This is a genomic window from Streptomyces sp. NPDC002088, from assembly GCF_040296605.1.
Taxonomy (GTDB): Bacteria; Actinomycetota; Actinomycetes; order Streptomycetales; family Streptomycetaceae; genus Streptomyces.
On sequence record NZ_JBEOXO010000004.1, the window covers coordinates 177,711 to 195,158 of the forward strand.

Here is a 17,448-nt window from a genome sequence, read left to right on the forward strand (position 1 = left end):
GCTCAGTCGCCGTTCACGAACGACCGCGCCAGCCGCTCCCCCGTGGCCACGGCGGCCGCGTGATCCTCGATCGGTGACACCTCGGAGTCCTTGAAGACGATGTAGGTGACGCCGGAGGGCGCGCCGCCGCCGTGCGGATCGGCGGAGATGCCGAGCGCCTGCGCGGTGGCGTACGACGCCTCGCCGATGATTTCGTCCGGGCCCGTGTCACCGACCACCGCGTACTGCACCCGGTCGCCGTAGACGACGGCCGCGACCGAGCCTCCACGGACACCGTGGGCACGGTAGTCCCAGATGTCGCTCGCGCCGGGCACGACGATGTACGGCAGCTCCTCGGCGCTCAGGTAGCGGCCGTCGGACTGCGTGAACGCCGTGGCGTCGGAGAATGACAGGTCGGAGCCGGCGTTGCAGTGAGGGCCCGGCCGCCCGTCACAGTCGATGTCCATGTCCGCCGTCCAGTGGACGGCGCGATCGGTGCCGCAGACCGGGACGGTGGCGGGCTGGTCGGCGTCGGTGCGGTACCGGCCGCTGGAGACCTCGGCACAGTCGCGCACCTTGGCCAACAGGTCGGCGGCGCTGACGGCGCCCTCGCTCCCGGGCACCACCCGCTTCTGTGGGGCGCCCTCGCTCCGGGACGCCAATCGTTTCTGCGGGGCGCCCTCGCTAGGGGACGCCAATCGTTGCTGCGGAGCGCCCTCGCTCCGGGACGCCACTCCCCTCTGCGGGGCGCCCTCCCGCGGAGGGGGGTCGGGCAGCGTCGTCGGGGCCAGCAGGGCAAGGCCGGCCGCAGCCAGCGTCAGCGACTGGACACGCACGATGGGAAACCCTCTCGTGGGGGACTTGACGAACACTCGCCCAAATCTGGTGCGGGTCCAAGCACCTGGCCACCCTGAGTGAGCCGTACGGCGCACACCCTCTGATAATCCGACAGGGGCCGGGTGGCCGGAACCTTTCCAGGCTCCGGCCACCCGGACACCCGCGCCGGCGCGGGATCAGCGACGACAGCGGTCCGCGCCACAGGCTGAACTCCCCTGCCTCCTTGGAGAGTTCAGCCGTGAGGAGCTTCAGCATACGTAACTCTCCCGGAGCGTCACCAATGACGGCGCCCTCGGCCGCCCCCTCGGCCGCCCCCTTGACCGCCCTCCCGACCGCCCTCTTGATGAGACGGCGACATTAGCGCCATATTGGTCCGGACCATTGCCGCCGTGCCGGGAGGCGAGTCGTGCGACGCGTTCTGCCACTCTGCGGGCTCCTGCTGGTCGCGTCCTGCGGCTGGGCGGGCGCCGACGACGGGGAGAGCGGCCGGCTGCCCGGTGCGCCGACCGGGGTCACCGCCGACGCGGGCAGCGCGACCAGCGTGCACGTCATGTGGAACGCGGTCTCCGCGGCTGACGGCATCAGCGGATACGAGGTGTACCGCGGCCCCACGAAGGTGACGGACGTGCCCGCCGCCGCGCACATGGTGGACGTCACCCGGCTCCACCCGTCCACCACGTACGTCTTCACCGTGCGTGCCCGGGACTCCGCCGGACGGCTCGGGCCGCGCAGCCGTGCGGTGCGCGCCACGACTCCGGCGGCCGCCGCCGCGGACCGCTCGGCCCCGACCCGCCCGGGCGGCCTCGGCGGGCGGGCGGCCGGCAGCCGGGCCGTCCAGCTGTCCTGGTCCGCGTCGACGGACGACCGGAAGGTGGTCTCGTACGACGTCTACCAGGGCGGGACGAAGATCCACAGCGTCGGCGGGAGCCAGACCGCGACCGTGGTCACGGGCCTGCGACCGGGCACCCGCTACGCCTTCACCGTCCGGGCCCGGGACGCGGCCGACAACCTCTCGCCCGCCAGTGACACCGTTCGCCTCATCACCGCGCCGGGCACCGACAACGGGCGGGACACCGCGCCGTCCGGCTTCCGCCTCACGACGCACGCCGCCGACGGGGCCTACTACCTCGACCTGTCCTGGGTGCCGCCGCGCTCGGACGGCGTGGTCACGGAGTACCAGATCCAGCTCGACGGCCGCCCGGCCACCTCCCTGGTGTGGGGCGGGACCCCGCCGCGTGACCGGGCGACGTACAGCTTCTACGTGGGGCGGGAGGCGGAGGTCAGCCATCGGGTGCGCATCCGGGCCAGGCTGCCGGACGGCACCTGGGGCGGCTTCTCGGCGGAGCTGACGGTCACGACGGGCGCGGGCGGCGGGGCGATCCCGTGATGTCCCCGGGCGGGCTGCGCCGTACGCAGGACTCCGTCACCTGGCTGGGGGCGGCCGGAATGCGGGCCGCGCCGGGGACACGTTGGCTGCACCCGAGGGGCACGGCCTTCCCGATCCTCGGCGGCGCAAGGGATGGACCGCCGACCGTGCCGCCGGAGGACAACCGATGCGCACTACCCACCTTCTCCTCCGCGCCGGCCTGACTGTCACAGCCGCCGCGGCGCTGTCGCTCGCCATAGCCCCCGGGCCGGCCGCGGCCCTGGGTCCGGGCATCTCCGTGAGCACGGCGGGATCCACCGTCTCGGTGGTGACCGGCGCGTGCACCCAGATGAACGGCAGTTGGGGCACGGCGTCGCTCCTCAACAGCAGCCAGGGGAGCTTCGCCCAGGGACGTCAGGTGGCGCTCTCCGGCACGAGCGTCAGCCAGTCCGCGGCCTGGTCGAACGTCGTCCCGGGCACGTACACGGTGATCGTCATGTGCTCGAACGGCGGCACCGCGGGCACGCAGTCCGTGATCGTGTCCGCGCCCTCCGCGCCCTCTGCGCCCCCTGCGCCTTCCGCGCCTTCCGCGCCTTCCGCGCCGACCATCTCCGCGACGTCCTTGTCCTCGCCCTCGCGGGGCGTCCTGGGCGGTCTCGGCGGTGCCGCCCGGGACTACGGCACCCTGACGACAGCGGTGGGCGGAGCCCTGGTGGGTGGCGGTGTCATCGCCACGGCCTGGTTCCTGCGCCGCCGTTCGAAGCCGAACCGGCTGTGATCCGCTCACGCGCTCACGCCTGCTCCTCGCGCTCCTCGCGCTCCAGCTCCGCGAACTCCTCCAGCGCGTGCGTCAGCCAGCGCGTCCAGAAGGTCTCCAGGTCGATGCCCGCGCGCAGCACGAGGTGCCGCAGCCGGTCCTGGGTGCCGTCCTTGCCGGGCGGGAAGTCGCGCTCCTCGATCTCCTCGTACTCCGCCAACTGCCGCCGGTGCAGGTCGAGATGGCGGCGCAGGTCGTCCTCCAGGCCCGCGGTGCCGACCACGGCCGCGGCGCGCAGCCGCAGGAGGAGCGCGTCGCGGTGCGGCTTCGGGTCCTGGCCGGCGGCCGTCCAGCGGGCCAGTTCGGCGCGGCCCGCGGGCAGGACCTCGTAGGTCTTCTTCTGCCCGCGGGCCGGCTGCTCGGCCGGCAGGGCGCGGATGTACCCCTCGGTCTCCAGTCGTCCCAGCTCGCGATAGATCTGCTGATGCGTCGCCGACCAGAAGTAGCCGATCGACTTGTCGAACCGGCGGGTCAGATCCAGCCCCGCCGACGGCTTCTCGAGCAGGGCGGTGAGGATCGCGTGCGGGAGTGACATGGAGTCATCCTAGGGAGGTGCCGGGCCGCCTCTACAGGGCCGCGGCCAGCTCCGTGCCCTGCTTGATGGCGCGCTTGGCGTCGAGCTCGGCTGCCACGTCGGCGCCGCCGATGAGGTGCGCGTTGTGCCCGGCGGCGAGCAGTTCCTCGTACAGGCCGCGGCGCGGCTCCTGCCCGGTGCACAGCACGATCGTGTCGACGTCGAGGACCGTGCTCTCGTCGCCGACGGTGATGTGCAGTCCGGCGTCGTCGATCCGGTCGTAGCTCACGCCCGGGACCATGGTGACGCCGCGATGCTTCAACTCGGTGCGGTGGATCCAGCCGGTGGTCTTGCCGAGGCCGGCGCCGACCTTGCTGGCCTTGCGCTGGAGCAGGTGGACGGTGCGCGGCGGGGCGGGCCGCTCGGGGGCGGCCAGGCCGCCGGGCGAGCGGTAGTCCATGTCGACGCCCCACTGGCGGAAGTACGTCGCCGGGTCCTCGCTCGCCTTGTCGCCGCCGTCGGTGAGGTACTCGGCGACGTCGAAGCCGATGCCGCCCGCGCCGAGGATCGCGACGCGGTCGCCGACGGGGGCGCCGTCGCGCAGGACGTCCAGGTAGCCGACGACGCTGGGGTGGTCGACGCCGGGGATCTCGGGGGTACGCGGGGTGACGCCGGTGGCGACGACGACCTCGTCGTAGTCGGCGAGGTCCTCGACGCCCACCCACGTGTCGAGCCGTACGTCCACGCCGTGCGCGTCCAGCTGGTGACGGAAGTAGCGCAGCGTCTCGTCGAACTCCTGCTTGCCGGGCACCTGGCGGGCCACGTTGAGCTGGCCGCCGACCTCGCTCGCCGCGTCGAACAGGGTGACCGCGTGGCCGCGTTCGGCCGCGCTGACGGCGCAGGCGAGGCCCGCCGGTCCGGCGCCGACGACGGCGACGCGCTTGCGCCGCCGGGTCGGGGCGAGGATCAGCTCGGTCTCGTGGCAGGCACGCGGGTTGACCAGGCAGGAGGTGATCTGCCCGCTGAAGGTGTGGTCGAGGCAGGCCTGGTTGCAGCCGATGCAGGTGTTGATGGCCTCCGGGCGGCCGGCCGCAGCCTTCGCGACGAAGTCGGGGTCGGCGAGCATCGGTCGGGCCATCGACACCATGTCGGCGCAGCCGTCGGCGAGCAACTGCTCGGCGATTTCCGGGGTGTTGATGCGGTTCGTCGTCACGAGCGGGACCGAGACCGCGCCCATGAGCTTCTTCGTGACCCAGGTGTACGCGCCGCGCGGCACGGACGTCGCGATGGTGGGGATGCGGGCCTCGTGCCAGCCGATGCCGGTGTTGATGATCGTCGCTCCGGCGGCCTCGACGGCCTTGGCAAGCGTGATCACCTGGTCGAGCGAGGAGCCGCCGGGTACGAGGTCCAGCATGGACAGCCGGTAGATGACGATGAAGTCCTCGCCGACCGCCTCGCGCACGCGGCGCACGATCTCGACGGGGAAGCGCATGCGGTTCTCGTACGAGCCGCCCCAGCGGTCGGTGCGCTGGTTGGTCTGCGCGGCGATGAACTCGTTGATGAGGTAACCCTCGGAGCCCATGATCTCGACGCCGTCATAGCCGGCCTGCCGGGCCAGGCGGGCGGCGCGGGCGTAGTCGCCGATGGTCCGCTCGATGTCGGCGTCGGTGAGCTCGCGGGGCGGGAAGGGGCTGATGGGCGCCTGGAGAGGGCTCGGCGCGACCAGGTCACGGTGGTAGGCGTAGCGGCCGAAGTGCAGGATCTGCATCGCGATCCGGCCGCCCTCGCGGTGCACGGCGTCGGTGATCTCGCGGTGCTGTGCGGCCTCGGCGTCGGTGGTGAGCTTCGCACCGCCCTCGTACGGGCGTCCCTCGTCGTTGGGCGCGATGCCGCCCGTGACGATCAGGCCCACTCCCCCGCGGGCCCGAGCCGCGTAGAACTCCGCCATCCGCTCGAATCCGCGCTCGGCCTCCTCCAGGCCGACGTGCATGGAGCCCATGAGGACGCGGTTGGGCAGCGTGGTGAAGCCCAGGTCGAGCGGGCTCAGCAGGTGGGGGTAACGGCTCATCGGGGCCTCCGTGCGCGGTGTCGTCGCCTCCTGTTGTAGAGGACCGGCCCCTGTTTTTGCAACTAGTTGCATAACAAGCGGAGGCCATGTCATGGAAGTCACGTGACCCGAGTGACCGGGGATTCGGAACCGTTGCCGCTTGAGCCGTGCAGGATCCACTCCCGCTCCCGCTGCGGGAACGGTAAGGTGGCCGTCCGGCTGGGGAGGGACCCAGCAGGAGAGACCGAGGAGGTGAGACCCATTACCGCTTGTCAGGTCGGGTGCTCTCACCTCGTCGCGACGGCGCGGATCACCGGCTGCCGGTGACCGCGAGAGCGCCCTTCGGCTTCCGAAAGGCTCTCGGCTTCCATGCCCCCACAGACTCCCTCGTCCTCCACCTCCCCTTCCCCGGTGGTCGCCGCGCTGCGCGCCGCCGGGTGCGTCTTCGCCGAGGACGAGGCGGAGTTGCTCCTGGCCACCGCCCGCACGCCGGACGAGCTCACCGCCATGGTGGACCGCCGGGTCGCGGGACTGCCCCTCGAACACGTCCTCGGCTGGGCCGAGTTCCACGGTCTGCGCATCGCCGTGGAACCGGGCGTCTTCGTGCCTCGCCGCCGTACCGAGTTCCTCGTCACCCAGGCACTCGCCCGCGTCCCGCAGGCCGCCCTCGTCGTGGACCTGTGCTGCGGCTCCGGCGCGGTCGGCGCGGCCCTGGCCGCCGCCCTGGGCCGCGTCGAACTGCACGCCGCCGACATCGACCCCGCCGCCGTGCGCTGCGCCCGCCGGAACGTCACCGGGCATGTCCACACGGGCGACCTCTTCGAGGCGCTCCCCGGCGAACTGCGCGGCCGCGTCGACATCCTCGCCGCCAACGTGCCGTACGTCCCCACCGACGCGGTGGCTCTGCTGCCCGCCGAGGCACGCGACCACGAACCGCTGACCGCCCTCGACGGCGGCGCCGACGGACTCGACCTGCTGCGCCGCGTCGCCGCCGCGGCCCCCGACTGGCTCGCGCCTGGAGGCTGCCTGTTCGTCGAGACGAGTGAGCACCAGGCGCCGACGGCCGTCGAAGCCTTCACCCGCGCCGGCCTGACCGCGTTCCTGGCCGAGTCCGAAGAGCTGTACGCCCATGTGGTGATCGGGGCCAAGGGCGCGTAGCGCTCCGCTGCGGCGCGGTCGTGAACCCGCGGGCCCGCCGTGCCTGCTCGCGCGGTTCCCCTGGCCCCCGCAGGGTGCCGCAACGGGGCGTCAGGTCGTCGCGCCGCTGCCCGACGGGCCGGGTGACGGCGCGCGGTCTCCTCGGTCGCCCGGACCGCGGCCCGGGAAGCCGCCGCGCCGGCCACCCGGTCCCTTGTCGTCGAGGCTGCCGGACCGTACCTGTGTGGCGGTCAGGGTGCCGGACTCGGAACGGGAGCCGACCAGGTAGGCCGTCTCGCCCTTCTTCGGAGCGGCGGCCCCGGAGTCCGAGTCACCGCTGCCGCGGACGGTGGCGTCCGAGGAGACGGTCCATGTCCACTGGGTGCCGTCGTCGCTCTTGACGGTGACCTGGTCGCCGTCCACCTTCTCGACGGTGCCCCGCTGCCAGACCCGTACGACCCACTTGCCGGTGTCGCCGTCCTTGACCGTCGCCTCGCCGTGCACCGCCTCGCCGCCCAGGCCGAACCCCGGGCCGCCGAAGCCGGGCCGGCCACCGGGAGCGCCGGGCGACGGCGAGGAGGAGGAGGCGGCGGCGGTCGCGCCCTCGCTGCCCGACCTGCCCGAGGTCGCCGCGTAGGCGACGGTGCCGCCCAGGGCCAGGACGACCACGGTGGCGGCGGCGACCACCGCCCGCCCCCGGGCGGACCGCCGCTGCCAGAGCTCGCGCACCGAGCTGCCCGGCGTGCGCTCGGGTTCCGCACCGCCCGGCCCGGTGAGGACCTCCCAGTCCGGGTCCGCCTGCGGGGTGCTGTGTTCCTGGTCCGGATCGTGCGTCACGGTTCACTCTCCTCGGCCCGCTCTCCACGCCCTGCTGTGATTGTGGAATGCCGGCGGTGAGGAACAAGTAACAAATCCCTGTGAATTGGGGTGCGCGAGCCCTCGTGAAGCAGGTGACGTGGGCGGCTACGTCTCCGGACGTGCCCGAGCGATGAGCAGCGCCACGTCGTCGTGGTTGTCGGGGTGGTGCAGCGTACGCAACAGGTGGTCGCAGACGCTCTCCAGCGGGCGCGAGGGGTCGTCGAGAAGCGTCAGCAGCATGGCCAGCCGTTCGTCGAGGGAGTGCCGGCGCGTCTCCACGAGCCCGTCGGTGTACAGGACGAGCTGGTCGCCGGGGGCGAAGTCGACGGTGACGGTGGTGAACTCGACGCCGCCCACCCCCAGCGGCGCGCCCGTGGGCAGGTCGAGCAGCTCCGGTAGGTGGCCGGGACGGAGCCGGACCGGGGGCAGGTGCCCGGCGTTGGCGATCCGGCACTGGCGCAGCCGGGGGTCGTGGACGGCGTAGACGCAGGTCGCGATGAAGTGGTCGAGGCCCGCCGTGATGCGGTCGAGGTGTTCGAGGAGCACGGCGGGGTCGAGGTCGAGCGAAGCCAGGGTGTTGGTCGCGGTACGCAGCCGGCCCATCGTGGCGGCGGCGGAGATGCCGCTGCCCATCACGTCGCCCACGACAAGCGCGGTCTTGGCGCCCTCCAGCGGGATGACGTCGAACCAGTCGCCGCCGACCTCGGTGGTGGCCCCCGCGGGCTGGTAGCGCGAGACGACCTCGAGGCCCCCGGTGACGGCCGGATGGCTGGGCAGCAGACTGCGCTGGAGGGTGAGCGCGGTGTTGCGGGCGTTCTGGTACCAGCGGGCGTTGTCGATCTGCACGGCCGCGCGGGCCGCCAGCTCCCGGGCGAGCAGCAGATCGTCCTCGCCGAAAGGCAGCGGGTTGCGGATGCGCTTGAGGTCGAGCGCGCCGAGCACCTCGCCCCGCGCGATCAGCGGCACCGCCAGATACGAGTGGACGCCCGCGCGGGCCAGCTGCTCGGCCGCCTCGGGGGAGCGCGCGATGCGCGGCAGGTCCCCGTCCTTGACCTGCGCCACCATGACCGGCTCACCCGTGCGGACGCACTCCGTGACGAGCCGGTCGGGCCCGTAGCGGGCCACCTGACCGGGTGGGTCGGCCGCCCGCAGGGCCTCCGGGGCGTCGTCCGCCTGCACGGCCAACGCCCGGATGACCGCCGCCTCGGCGGGGCCCAGGCTGCTGCGGCGGCCCTCCACCACCGCCTCCAGCAGGTCCACGGCCGCGATGTCGGCGAGCTCCGGCACGGCGACATCGGCCAGCTCACGGGCCGTGCGGTCCAGCTCCAGCGTGGTGCCGATACGGGCGGAGGCGTCCGCGATGACGGCCAGGCGCCGCCGGGCCCGCTCGGCCTCGACCCCCGCCCGGTACTGCTCGGTGATGTCGACGGTCGAGGCGGCCACGCCCAGTACGGTGCCGCGGGCGTCCTCCAGCCGGTACAGGGAGACAGCCCAGGCATGGTCCTCGTCCGGATCGGCCGACGTCCGGCCCACGATGCGCCGGTCGATGAGCGGCAGACCGGTCCGCAGCACCTGGCGCGCCTCGGACACCAGGACGTCGGCGTCCAGCAGCGGCAGCACCTCGTGGATCGTCCGCCCGAGGTGCTCCTCGGTCGGGACGCCGTCGAGCCGCTCCAGCGCCGGGTTGACCGACACGAACCGCAGGTCGGTGTCGAGGACCGCCAGCCCGGCCGGCGACTGCTCCACGATCCGGGTCGACAGCGCCACGCCCCGCTCCAGTCGGCGCACGGTCGACTGGTCCGTCGCCAGTCCCAGGGCGTAGACGTCGCCGTGGTCGTCCAGGAGCCGCATGTTGCGGAACTCCACGAGCCGGGTGGTGCCGTCCTTGCGGCGGATCGGGAAGGCCCCGGCCCAGCCCTGACCGGTGGCCATGACGTCGCCGAACAGCTTGACGACCAGTTCGACGTGCTGCTCGTGCACCATGACGTGGGCCGCGTACCGCCCCAGAGCCTCCTGCGCCGAGTAGCCGAACAGCTCCTCCGCCTGGGGGCTCCACAACGCGATGCGCCCCTCGCTGTCCAGCACCACCGAGGCCACGTTGAGCACGTCGAGCAGACCGCTCGGCTGCTGCGGTCCGCGTCCCGGCTCGCCGCCTCGGGCCCCCCGTGATCCGGCTGATCCGGCTGCACTCATCCACGCACCGCCTCCGACCGTCCGCGCGGCACGCCGTCCCCCGGTGCCGACCGACTCCCCTTGTTCTATCGCGCTCAACCCCTTCTCCTACGCCACCGGCGCCCTCCTCCACCATCCCCCGACACGGATCGATCGTCTGCCTGAAGTCGGGTGACGCGGGGGGTGTCCGGCCGAGCACGGTGGGTCGCCGAACGGACAGCAGCCGTTCCGGTACGGGACGACAGCCGTTCGCGCGCGTTGGTCTGTACATGACCACAATGCCACGCCAGACTGTCCGCCGAACGCGTCCCCACCCCCCACGGAGGAGCCGTCCGATGCCCCTGCGCCCGCGTCCCGCCCGGGAACGTTGTCACGCGGCCCTGACGGGTCTGGTCGCCCTCGCGACCGCCACCGTCGTCACGCTGTCGGCCGCCCCGCCCGCCGCGGCCGCCGACACCTGGACCGAGGTCGGTTCCGACCGCGCCGACCCGCTCACCGAGAGCCAGGGCCTGACCTCGGTGGAGGTCCCCGCCGGAAGCCCCAACCACTACACGGGCATCGGCACGATCCCCGCCGACGTCAACAGCCGCGGCTGGAACCACGTCGGCGACCCCGACGCCTCCTACGACGGCTACTACGTCGAGCCCTACCAACGCGACTCCGGCACCACGAAGATGTTCCGGGTGCAGGCGCCGGGCGGCGGCTGGTCCGAGTACGTGCACACCCTCAGTACCGGCGAGGCGCTGAACAACTCGTGGGTCGCGATCTCGCCCGGCGGCCAGTGGATGCTGGCGGGGGAGTACGGCACCATGAACCGGCTCCTGGTCTTCCCCACGCCGGGTGTCAACCCGGGCACCTCGCCCTCCGCGAACCTCCCACAGGCCTCCACCGTGAACCTGGACCACGCCGTGCGCGACGTCCAGGGCTGCGACTTCTCGAGCCCGACCCGACTGCTGTGCTCCTCCGACGACCCGGCGGGCACCCTGTTCGGCATCACCAAGCCGCTGCTCCAGGTCGACCTGTCCGCCGAGCCCAACGGCACGGCCGACGTCTCCGGCCACGTCACCGCCCTGCGCCAGCTGCCGCTGCGCAGCTCCTGTTCGGGCACGTTCGAGGCGGAGGGCATCGACTACGACCGCCGTACGGGCACGTTGCGGGTGGTCGTCGTCTCCCCCGGCTTCTGCGTGCTGACCGACAGCAAGACCTACCGCTTCACGCGCGGTTAGCGGGCGCGAGCGCCGCCGGTGAATCACCCGGTGGCCTCTCGGTGGTCTGTCCCGGAAGGTGGTGCTTTTCTTGGGGTGGGGTGCGGTGTCGCGGGGAACCCGCGGTACCGCAGCCCGGTCACGAGAGGAGCGATCACGATGCACAGCGAAGGACCGCACTCGGAATCCGTCTCCGTGGAGATCAGCGACTGCAGCAAGGAGGACGCCCGGATCGTGTTCGACACGCTGTGCGCGTGCTTCGAGTCCGACCGGTGCGCCGAGGACGTGCCGCAGCAACTCCACGCAACACGTCCCATGGTGTGGCTCGGCACGTTCGACGTGGCCGACACCCACCGCTGCGACCGCCCGGCCCGGCTCGCCGGGTCCGTCACGGCCGACGTGCAGGGCGGCTACTGGGCGATCGACCAGTTCCGTATCACCGTGGACTCCCTGTTCAACGTGCATGACCTGAGCACGGCCTCGGGCGACCAGGAGAGGGAGCTGCACATCCGGCTGAAGAGCAGGTAGGGCCAGAGGGCCCGTCCGGCGCCGAAAGGGCCCAGCACGGCCCGCCGGCAGACGGCGTGGACCGCCGCGGACAGCTCCGCGAGCCGCACGTTCTCGTCCACGCCGTGCCGGTCGGCCCCGGCGCCGGCAGCCGCACGTCCGGCTCGGCGGTTGCGGTACGCACCAGGACCTAGGCGGCGTGGGCGTCGAAGGCCGGGATGTGATGCGGACGTCGACGGTCAGCTCGCAGCCATACCCCAGCGATCAGGCTCCGACGGTCTCGGCGTCGAGTCGGCACAAGCGACTCCCCCTCCAGTTGTATTATGCAACCAGGAACGTGAGGGAGATCCAGTGACAGCAGCCGAGGCCGTGGAGACCATCCAGCGGGAGATGACGATCTTCGCCCGTCGGGCCCGCGCCTCGGCGGGCCGTATGCATCCCGAGCTGTCGCTGGTCTCGTACACGCTGCTCGGCCATCTGGAGGAGATGGACGGCTGCCGGGCCACCGACCTCGCCGCCCACTACGCCCTCGACAAGTCCACCGTCAGCCGCCAGGTCGCCGCCCTGGAGCGCGCCGACCTGATAGAGCGCCGGCTGGACCCGGAGGACCACCGCGTCCAGGTCCTCCACCTGACGGACGCCGGCCGCAGCATCCTCCTCCAGGTCACGAAGAGCCGCCGGGCCGCCTTCCGTGAACGGCTCAAAGACTGGCCGGAGGACGACCTGGAACGGTTCGCCGGGTATCTCGAGCGCTACAACGCCTGATCGGCTCCCGTCTCCGAGGGCAACTGGGCGTCCCCTCCGGCCGGTCGGGTCCGCTGACGGGCTCCGCGAGCCCGAGCAGCGCAACCCGCAACCCGTTGCCCTACGACACCCCCGCCGTCCGCCCCTCCGTCAGCCGCTCCGGTGCCCGTGCCGCCAGGAAGGCCGTTCTGAGCCGGAGGCGGAAGCCCAGGGACTCGTACAGGCGGATGGCGCCCGTGTTGCCGGCGCCGGTGTGCAGGAACGGGGTCTCGCCGCGTTCGCGGATGCCGTGGGCCACGGCGAGGATCAGGCGGGTGGCCAGGCCCTGGCCGCGGACGGCGGGGTCGGTGCACACCGCGCTGATCTCGGTCCAGCCCGGCGGGTGCAGCCGCTCCCCCGCCATGGCGACGAGGGCGCCGTCCCGCCGTATGCCCAGGTAGGTACCGAGTTCGATGGTGCGGGGCAGAAAGGGGCCGGGCTGGGTGCGGGCGACCAGGTCGAGCATCTCGGGCACGTCGGCGGGGCCGAGGCGGACCGCCTCCGGGTCCGGCTCGGCGGCGAGGCCGTCGTCCACCAGCTGGACGCCCTCTACATGGAAGGTGATCTCCCAGTCGGGCGGGACCTGCCCCGCATAGCCCGACAGAGGTACCTCCGCCCCGGGTCCGGCGAGTGCGGCGAGGTCCGCCCAGGCGTCGGCGTCCGGCTCGTCGGGCAGGGCCAGCCAGGGCGAGACGTCGACGGGGTAGCGCAGCACCCGGCCACGCCGCTCGGCGAAGCGGGCGTGCGGGCCGGTGAGGGAGGCGAGGGCGGGGTTGTCGAGCACGTGCCGCCGTGTCTGCTCGGGGATGCTCATATGGCCACCTCGATCACGACCTTGCCGCGGGCGTGGCCCTCCTCGACGGTGCGCAGCGCCTCGCCCGCGCGTGCGAGCGGGAAGGTCTGGGTCACGTGCGGGTCGAGGGAGCCGTCGACCACGAGGTCCGCCACCGCCGCCAGGACGGCCGCGGTGCGCGCCCGCTCGACGCGTGAGCCGCCGAGACTCTCCACCTCCTCAGGCGGTGCGCCGGCGGTGATCAGCCTGGTGCGGTCGGTCAGCAGGGCCGCCGCGTCGGCGAGCACCTCGCCGCCGACGAGGTCGTAGACGCCGTCGACGCCGTCCGGCGCGGCCGCGCGGACCCGCTCGGCCCAGTCCGGACCGGAGGGTACGTGTACGGCGCCGAGTGCCTCGACGAAGTCCTTCTTGGCCTCGCTCGCGACCCCGACGACGCGCAGTCCGAGGGCGCGGGCGATCTGCACGGCGGCGGAGCCGACTCCACCGCCCGCGCCGGTGACCAGGAGGGTCGCCCCGGCTGGCAGGTCGAGCTGGCGGACGCCGTCGTAGGCGGTCGCGGCGGCGACCGGCAGCGTGGCGGCGTCGGTGTGGGAGAGGCCGGCCGGTTTGTGCGCGGTCAGCGCGGCGGGCAGCAGCGTGTACTCGGCGTACCCGCCGGCCGCCGTGTTGCCGAAGACCTCGTCACCGGCGGCGAAGCCGGTCACGCCCTCGCCGGTCTCCTCGACGACTCCGGAGACCTCGCTGCCGAGGACGGCGGGGAACTCCCGCTCCCCGCTCTCGCCGGGCCGGCGGAAGCCCGTGCGCAGCTTCCAGTCGACGGGGTTCACACCCGCCGCGCGCACCGCGACGAGAACCTGGCCGGGGCCGGGACGGGGCAGGTCCACCTCGACCAGGGCCTCGGTCTCCGGGCCGCCGTACCTGGTGAAGACGTACGCCTTCGGCATTGCTTCCACTCTCCTTCGCTGTCGCCGGCTCACCGGTCGTGCGGGTCGACCGGTTGCGGGCACGCCTCGTGCAAGGGAGATCGCCGGGCGGCTATTCCCGGGGCGCTGGAGACTTCATACGGCCTTAATGATCGAGGGGCGGACCGGTGCCGGAGCATGTCTGACATGCACGTACGGTTGACTGCGTAAGCAATCCGCACGCGTCAGCACGTAGGCAGGCACCACCCGCATGAACGTCACCCGAGGCTTCACCGGGCGCCCACGCGTCCACAATCCGGGGCTGCCACCCGGCCAGTACGACGCGGGCGAGGACTGGCCCGTGCTGTCCGCCGAGGTCACGCCGGACCTCACGTCCGCCGACTGGACCTTCCGCGTGGACGGTCTGGTGAAGCGGCCGCGTACCTGGGACTGGGAGGCGGCGCACGCGCTGCCGGCGTCCGCGTACGAGGGCGACATCCACTGTGTGACGAGCTGGTCGAAGTTCGGGGTGCGGTTCGGGGGCGTGTCGCTGGACGCGTTCCTGGAGGCCGTGGGCCCGCACGCGTCGGCCACCCACGCCGTCGCCTACTCGCACACCGGCTACACCACGAACCTGCCGCTCGCGGACCTGACCGGCGGGCGCGCCTGGATCGCGTTCGAGTACGACGGGCAGCCGCTCAGCCCCGAGCACGGCGGTCCGGCGCGGCTGCTGGTGCCGCACCTGTACTTCTGGAAGAGCGCCAAGTGGATCGCGGGGCTGACGCTGCTCGACCACGACGAGCCGGGCTTCTGGGAGCAGAACGGCTACCACGCGCGCGGCAACCCCTGGGAGGAGCAGCGGTACTCCGGTGACTGAGACATTCACTCCTTCCACGCGCTTCGCGGTGCCCGGCCGCATCGCCGTCAGCAACCGGGCGGCGGCGGTGTGGCAGACGGCCACGCTCACCGAGATCCGTCGGGAGACCCCGCGCGCGGCCACGTTCCGGTTCGCGGTGCCCGCCTGGGCGGGGCACCTGCCCGGGCAGCACCTGATGCTGCGGCTGACCGCCGAGGACGGCTACCTCGCCCAGCGCCACTACTCGATCGCGTCCGCGCCGGACGACTCGGGGCACATCGAGCTGACTCTGGACCACGTCGAGGGCGGCGAGGTGTCCGGCTGGTTCCACACCGAGGCCCGGCCCGGCGACCAGGTGGAGGTGCGCGGACCGCTCAGCGGCTTCTTCGCCTGGCCCGGCGACCGGCCCGCGCTGCTGATCGGCGCCGGCTCCGGCGTCGTACCGCTGATGTCGATGGTGCGGCACCACCGGGAGCGGGACCTTTCGGTGCCGCTGCGGCTGCTGGTGTCGGCGCGCGGCCCCGAGGAGCTCATCTACCGCCGCGAGTACGGCGCGGAGACCACGCCCGTGTTCACACGGACCGCGCCGGCGGGAGCGCCGGTGGGGCGTATGACGGCCGCCCATGTGGCGCCGCTCCTGGCCGAGTGGCCCGACGGCGGGTGGGAGGCCTACGTGTGCGGCTCCAACGCCTTCGCCGAGCACGCCTCGCGGCTGCTCGTCGAGGCCGGTCAGCCCGTGGACCGCATCCGGATCGAACGCTTCGGCTGAGCTCCGGATCGAAGCTTCGGCTGACGACGTGCCCCGGCGCACGCACGGCCGGTCAGGGGGCTCGCACCGCCCTCCGTGCTCCGTTGCGTCCCGGTTACGGTGAGCGATGTCGCGCGGACGGGGTACGTGGCCCATGTGACTCTCGCACGTGGTGCGGAGGGAGTGACGCACCGGCCGCCGGTACGGCTCCTTCCGGCCCCTCGGCTCCGCTGACGGCGAGGAGGTCGGTCGACAATGCGAACCCGGGTGCGCCTGCGGCGCCTCAGGCGCAGTGCGCTGCGGCGCCGGTCGGACGTCATCGAGGTGTGGACAGCGCTGGTCGTCGCCGTCCTGCTGTTCGTGGGCGCGCCCCTCGCCGGGGCGGCCGCCGCCTGGTGGGCGCACGACCAGGCGCGGGCACTCGCCGCGGCCCAGCGGGCGGAACGCCATCGGGTGCGCGCCGAGGTGACCGGGCAGACACCCGAAACGCTGCCCTCCGCGGAAGGCGGCCCGCAGCGCACGTATCGCGTGGCCGTGCGCTGGACGGAGGCCGGCGGCAAGGTGCGGACGGCCACGGCGCGCGTTCCGGCCGGGACTCACCAGGGTGACGTGGTCGACGTGTGGTTCGACGCGCGGGGCCGCAACGTGGTCCCGCCGCCGGGTGAGTCGGCGGTCTGGCAGCACACGCTCACCATGGGTGCCTGTGCCACGGGCGGTGCCGTCGCCCTCGTCCTCCTCGGGCACGGGGCGGTCCGCCGGGTGGCCATGCGGCACCGGTTGGCCGAGTGGGAGCGGGACTGGGCGCGGACCGAGCCGGAGTGGACGCGGCGGCACCCGGCGTGACTCCACCGACGGTCGGCGATTGAACCGTTTCACAGGGCCTGGCGCACGCTTCCCGGGGGAACGTACGGTGTGATCATCCACCCGCACCCTTCTCACCGAAGGCGGTCCTAGATGGCCCTGTTCGACCTTCCTCTCGACGAGCTCCGTGAGTACCGCAGCGAGTCCACCGAGCCGGAGGACTTCGACGCGTTCTGGTCGAAGACACTGCAGGAGGCACGTGAGCACGACCTCGACGCCCGCTTCGAGCCGGTCGACACGGGTCTGGCCACGGTACGGGTGTACGACGTGACGTTCGCCGGGTTCGGCGGTCACCCCGTGAAGGGCTGGCTGACGCTGCCCGCCGGGGCCGAGGAGCCGCTGCCGCTGGTGGTGGAGTTCGTCGGGTACGGCGGCGGCCGTGGCCTGCCGCACGAGCACCTGCTCTGGGCGTCTACGGGCCGCGCGCATTTCATCATGGACACCCGCGGCCAGGGCAGCGCCTGGGGCGGCGGTGGCGGCACCGCCGACCCGGTGGGCGGGGCGCCCGCGTACCCCGGTTTCATGACCCGGGGCATCGACGCGCCCGAGAACTACTACTACCGCCGGGTGTTCACGGACGCCGTGCGCGCCATCGAGGCCGCCCGGTCGCACCCGCTGACCGACGCCGCCCGGACGGTGGCACTCGGCGCCAGCCAGGGCGGCGGCATCACCATCGCCGTGGGCGGCCTGGTCCCGGACCTGGCCGCGATAGCCCCGGACGTGCCGTTCCTGTGCGACTACCCGCGCGCGGCGACCATCACGGACCGCCACCCGTACCGGGAGATCGGCCTCTACCTCAAGACGCACCGCGGCCGCACCGAGGACGCCCTGAGCACCCTGTCCTACTTCGACGGCGTGCACTTCGCGGCCCGCGGCAGCGCGCCCGCCCTGTTCTCGGCGGCCCTGGAGGACCAGACCTGCCCGCCCTCCACCGTCTTCGGCGCCTTCAACGCGTGGGCGCACGAGGACAAGACGATCGAGGTGTACGACTTCAACGACCACGAGGGCGGCGGTCCTTACCAGGAGGCGACCAAGCTGCGCTGGCTGCGGTCGTACGTCTGAGGAG

The 17,448-nt window shown here is 72.9% G+C and carries 17 protein-coding genes; 10 read left to right on the plus strand and 7 right to left on the minus strand.

Annotation, left to right across the window (positions count from 1 at the left end):
• Window positions 1–2: 2 nt before the first annotated feature.
• A complete protein-coding gene (locus ABT114_RS10685) occupies window positions 3–815 on the minus strand; it encodes a glycoside hydrolase family 75 protein (RefSeq protein ID WP_502988299.1) in 813 nt (270 codons plus the stop codon).
• Window positions 816–1,222: 407 nt separating this feature from the next.
• Here ABT114_RS10685 and ABT114_RS10690 point away from each other — a divergent pair, with 407 nt between their 5' ends.
• Both ABT114_RS10690 and ABT114_RS10695 read left to right on the plus strand, forming a co-directional pair.
• Entirely contained in the window at window positions 1,223–2,203 is a 981-nt protein-coding gene (locus tag ABT114_RS10690; protein WP_351140848.1) for a fibronectin type III domain-containing protein, read from the plus strand.
• A 166-nt stretch (window positions 2,204–2,369) separates the two neighbouring features.
• Complete coding sequence (locus ABT114_RS10695) at window positions 2,370–2,960, plus strand: hypothetical protein (RefSeq protein WP_351140850.1); 591 nt, start codon at window positions 2,370–2,372, stop codon at window positions 2,958–2,960.
• A 13-nt stretch (window positions 2,961–2,973) separates the two neighbouring features.
• Here ABT114_RS10695 and ABT114_RS10700 read toward each other — a convergent pair whose 3' ends face one another.
• Entirely contained in the window at window positions 2,974–3,534 is a 561-nt protein-coding gene (locus ABT114_RS10700; protein ID WP_351140852.1) for a PadR family transcriptional regulator, read from the minus strand.
• A gap of 31 nt (window positions 3,535–3,565) precedes the next feature.
• Complete coding sequence (locus ABT114_RS10705; RefSeq protein WP_351140854.1) at window positions 3,566–5,581, minus strand: oxidoreductase; 2,016 nt, start codon at window positions 5,579–5,581, stop codon at window positions 3,566–3,568.
• A 348-nt stretch (window positions 5,582–5,929) separates the two neighbouring features.
• On the opposite strand from ABT114_RS10705, the gene ABT114_RS10710 reads away from it, so the two are divergent.
• The gene (locus ABT114_RS10710; protein WP_351140856.1) at window positions 5,930–6,718 is read left to right on the plus strand and encodes a putative protein N(5)-glutamine methyltransferase; all 789 of its coding nucleotides are present in this window, start codon (window positions 5,930–5,932) and stop codon (window positions 6,716–6,718) included.
• A gap of 90 nt (window positions 6,719–6,808) precedes the next feature.
• Here ABT114_RS10710 and ABT114_RS10715 read toward each other — a convergent pair whose 3' ends face one another.
• Window positions 6,809–7,534, minus strand: a complete 726-nt coding sequence (locus tag ABT114_RS10715) for a hypothetical protein (protein WP_351140858.1) — start codon at window positions 7,532–7,534, stop codon at window positions 6,809–6,811.
• A 126-nt stretch (window positions 7,535–7,660) separates the two neighbouring features.
• Window positions 7,661–9,748 (minus strand): SpoIIE family protein phosphatase, encoded by a 2,088-nt coding sequence (locus ABT114_RS10720; protein ID WP_351140860.1) that lies wholly within the window; start codon window positions 9,746–9,748, stop codon window positions 7,661–7,663.
• Window positions 9,749–10,062: 314 nt separating this feature from the next.
• Here ABT114_RS10720 and ABT114_RS10725 point away from each other — a divergent pair, with 314 nt between their 5' ends.
• From ABT114_RS10725 to ABT114_RS10735, 3 genes are all read left to right on the plus strand, one after another.
• Window positions 10,063–10,953: a hypothetical protein gene (locus ABT114_RS10725; protein WP_351140862.1), complete on the plus strand. Its 891-nt coding sequence runs from the start codon at window positions 10,063–10,065 to the stop codon at window positions 10,951–10,953.
• Window positions 10,954–11,091: 138 nt separating this feature from the next.
• Window positions 11,092–11,460: a hypothetical protein gene (locus ABT114_RS10730; RefSeq protein WP_351140865.1), complete on the plus strand. Its 369-nt coding sequence runs from the start codon at window positions 11,092–11,094 to the stop codon at window positions 11,458–11,460.
• 330 nt (window positions 11,461–11,790) lie between these two features.
• Entirely contained in the window at window positions 11,791–12,204 is a 414-nt protein-coding gene (locus tag ABT114_RS10735) for a MarR family winged helix-turn-helix transcriptional regulator (RefSeq protein WP_351140867.1), read from the plus strand.
• Between the two features lie 100 nt (window positions 12,205–12,304).
• Here ABT114_RS10735 and ABT114_RS10740 read toward each other — a convergent pair whose 3' ends face one another.
• Together ABT114_RS10740 and ABT114_RS10745 are read right to left on the minus strand one after the other, a co-directional pair.
• Window positions 12,305–13,036: a GNAT family N-acetyltransferase gene (locus ABT114_RS10740; protein WP_351140869.1), complete on the minus strand. Its 732-nt coding sequence runs from the start codon at window positions 13,034–13,036 to the stop codon at window positions 12,305–12,307.
• The gene (locus ABT114_RS10745; protein WP_351140871.1) at window positions 13,033–13,959 is read right to left on the minus strand and encodes a quinone oxidoreductase family protein; all 927 of its coding nucleotides are present in this window, start codon (window positions 13,957–13,959) and stop codon (window positions 13,033–13,035) included. Before ABT114_RS10745 ends, ABT114_RS10740 begins: the two co-directional genes overlap by 4 nt.
• A gap of 229 nt (window positions 13,960–14,188) precedes the next feature.
• On the opposite strand from ABT114_RS10745, the gene ABT114_RS10750 reads away from it, so the two are divergent.
• From ABT114_RS10750 to ABT114_RS10765, 4 genes are all read left to right on the plus strand, one after another.
• On the plus strand, window positions 14,189–14,794 hold the full coding sequence (locus ABT114_RS10750; protein WP_351140873.1) for a sulfite oxidase-like oxidoreductase: 606 nt from the start codon (window positions 14,189–14,191) through the stop codon (window positions 14,792–14,794).
• Window positions 14,787–15,542, plus strand: a complete 756-nt coding sequence (locus ABT114_RS10755) for a ferredoxin reductase (RefSeq protein ID WP_351140875.1) — start codon at window positions 14,787–14,789, stop codon at window positions 15,540–15,542. Before ABT114_RS10750 ends, ABT114_RS10755 begins: the two co-directional genes overlap by 8 nt.
• Window positions 15,543–15,776: 234 nt before the next feature.
• Window positions 15,777–16,364, plus strand: a complete 588-nt coding sequence (locus ABT114_RS10760) for an Rv1733c family protein (RefSeq protein WP_351140877.1) — start codon at window positions 15,777–15,779, stop codon at window positions 16,362–16,364.
• A 111-nt stretch (window positions 16,365–16,475) separates the two neighbouring features.
• Window positions 16,476–17,444, plus strand: a complete 969-nt coding sequence (locus ABT114_RS10765; RefSeq protein WP_351140879.1) for an acetylxylan esterase — start codon at window positions 16,476–16,478, stop codon at window positions 17,442–17,444.
• The last annotated feature ends 4 nt before the right edge of the window (window positions 17,445–17,448 follow it).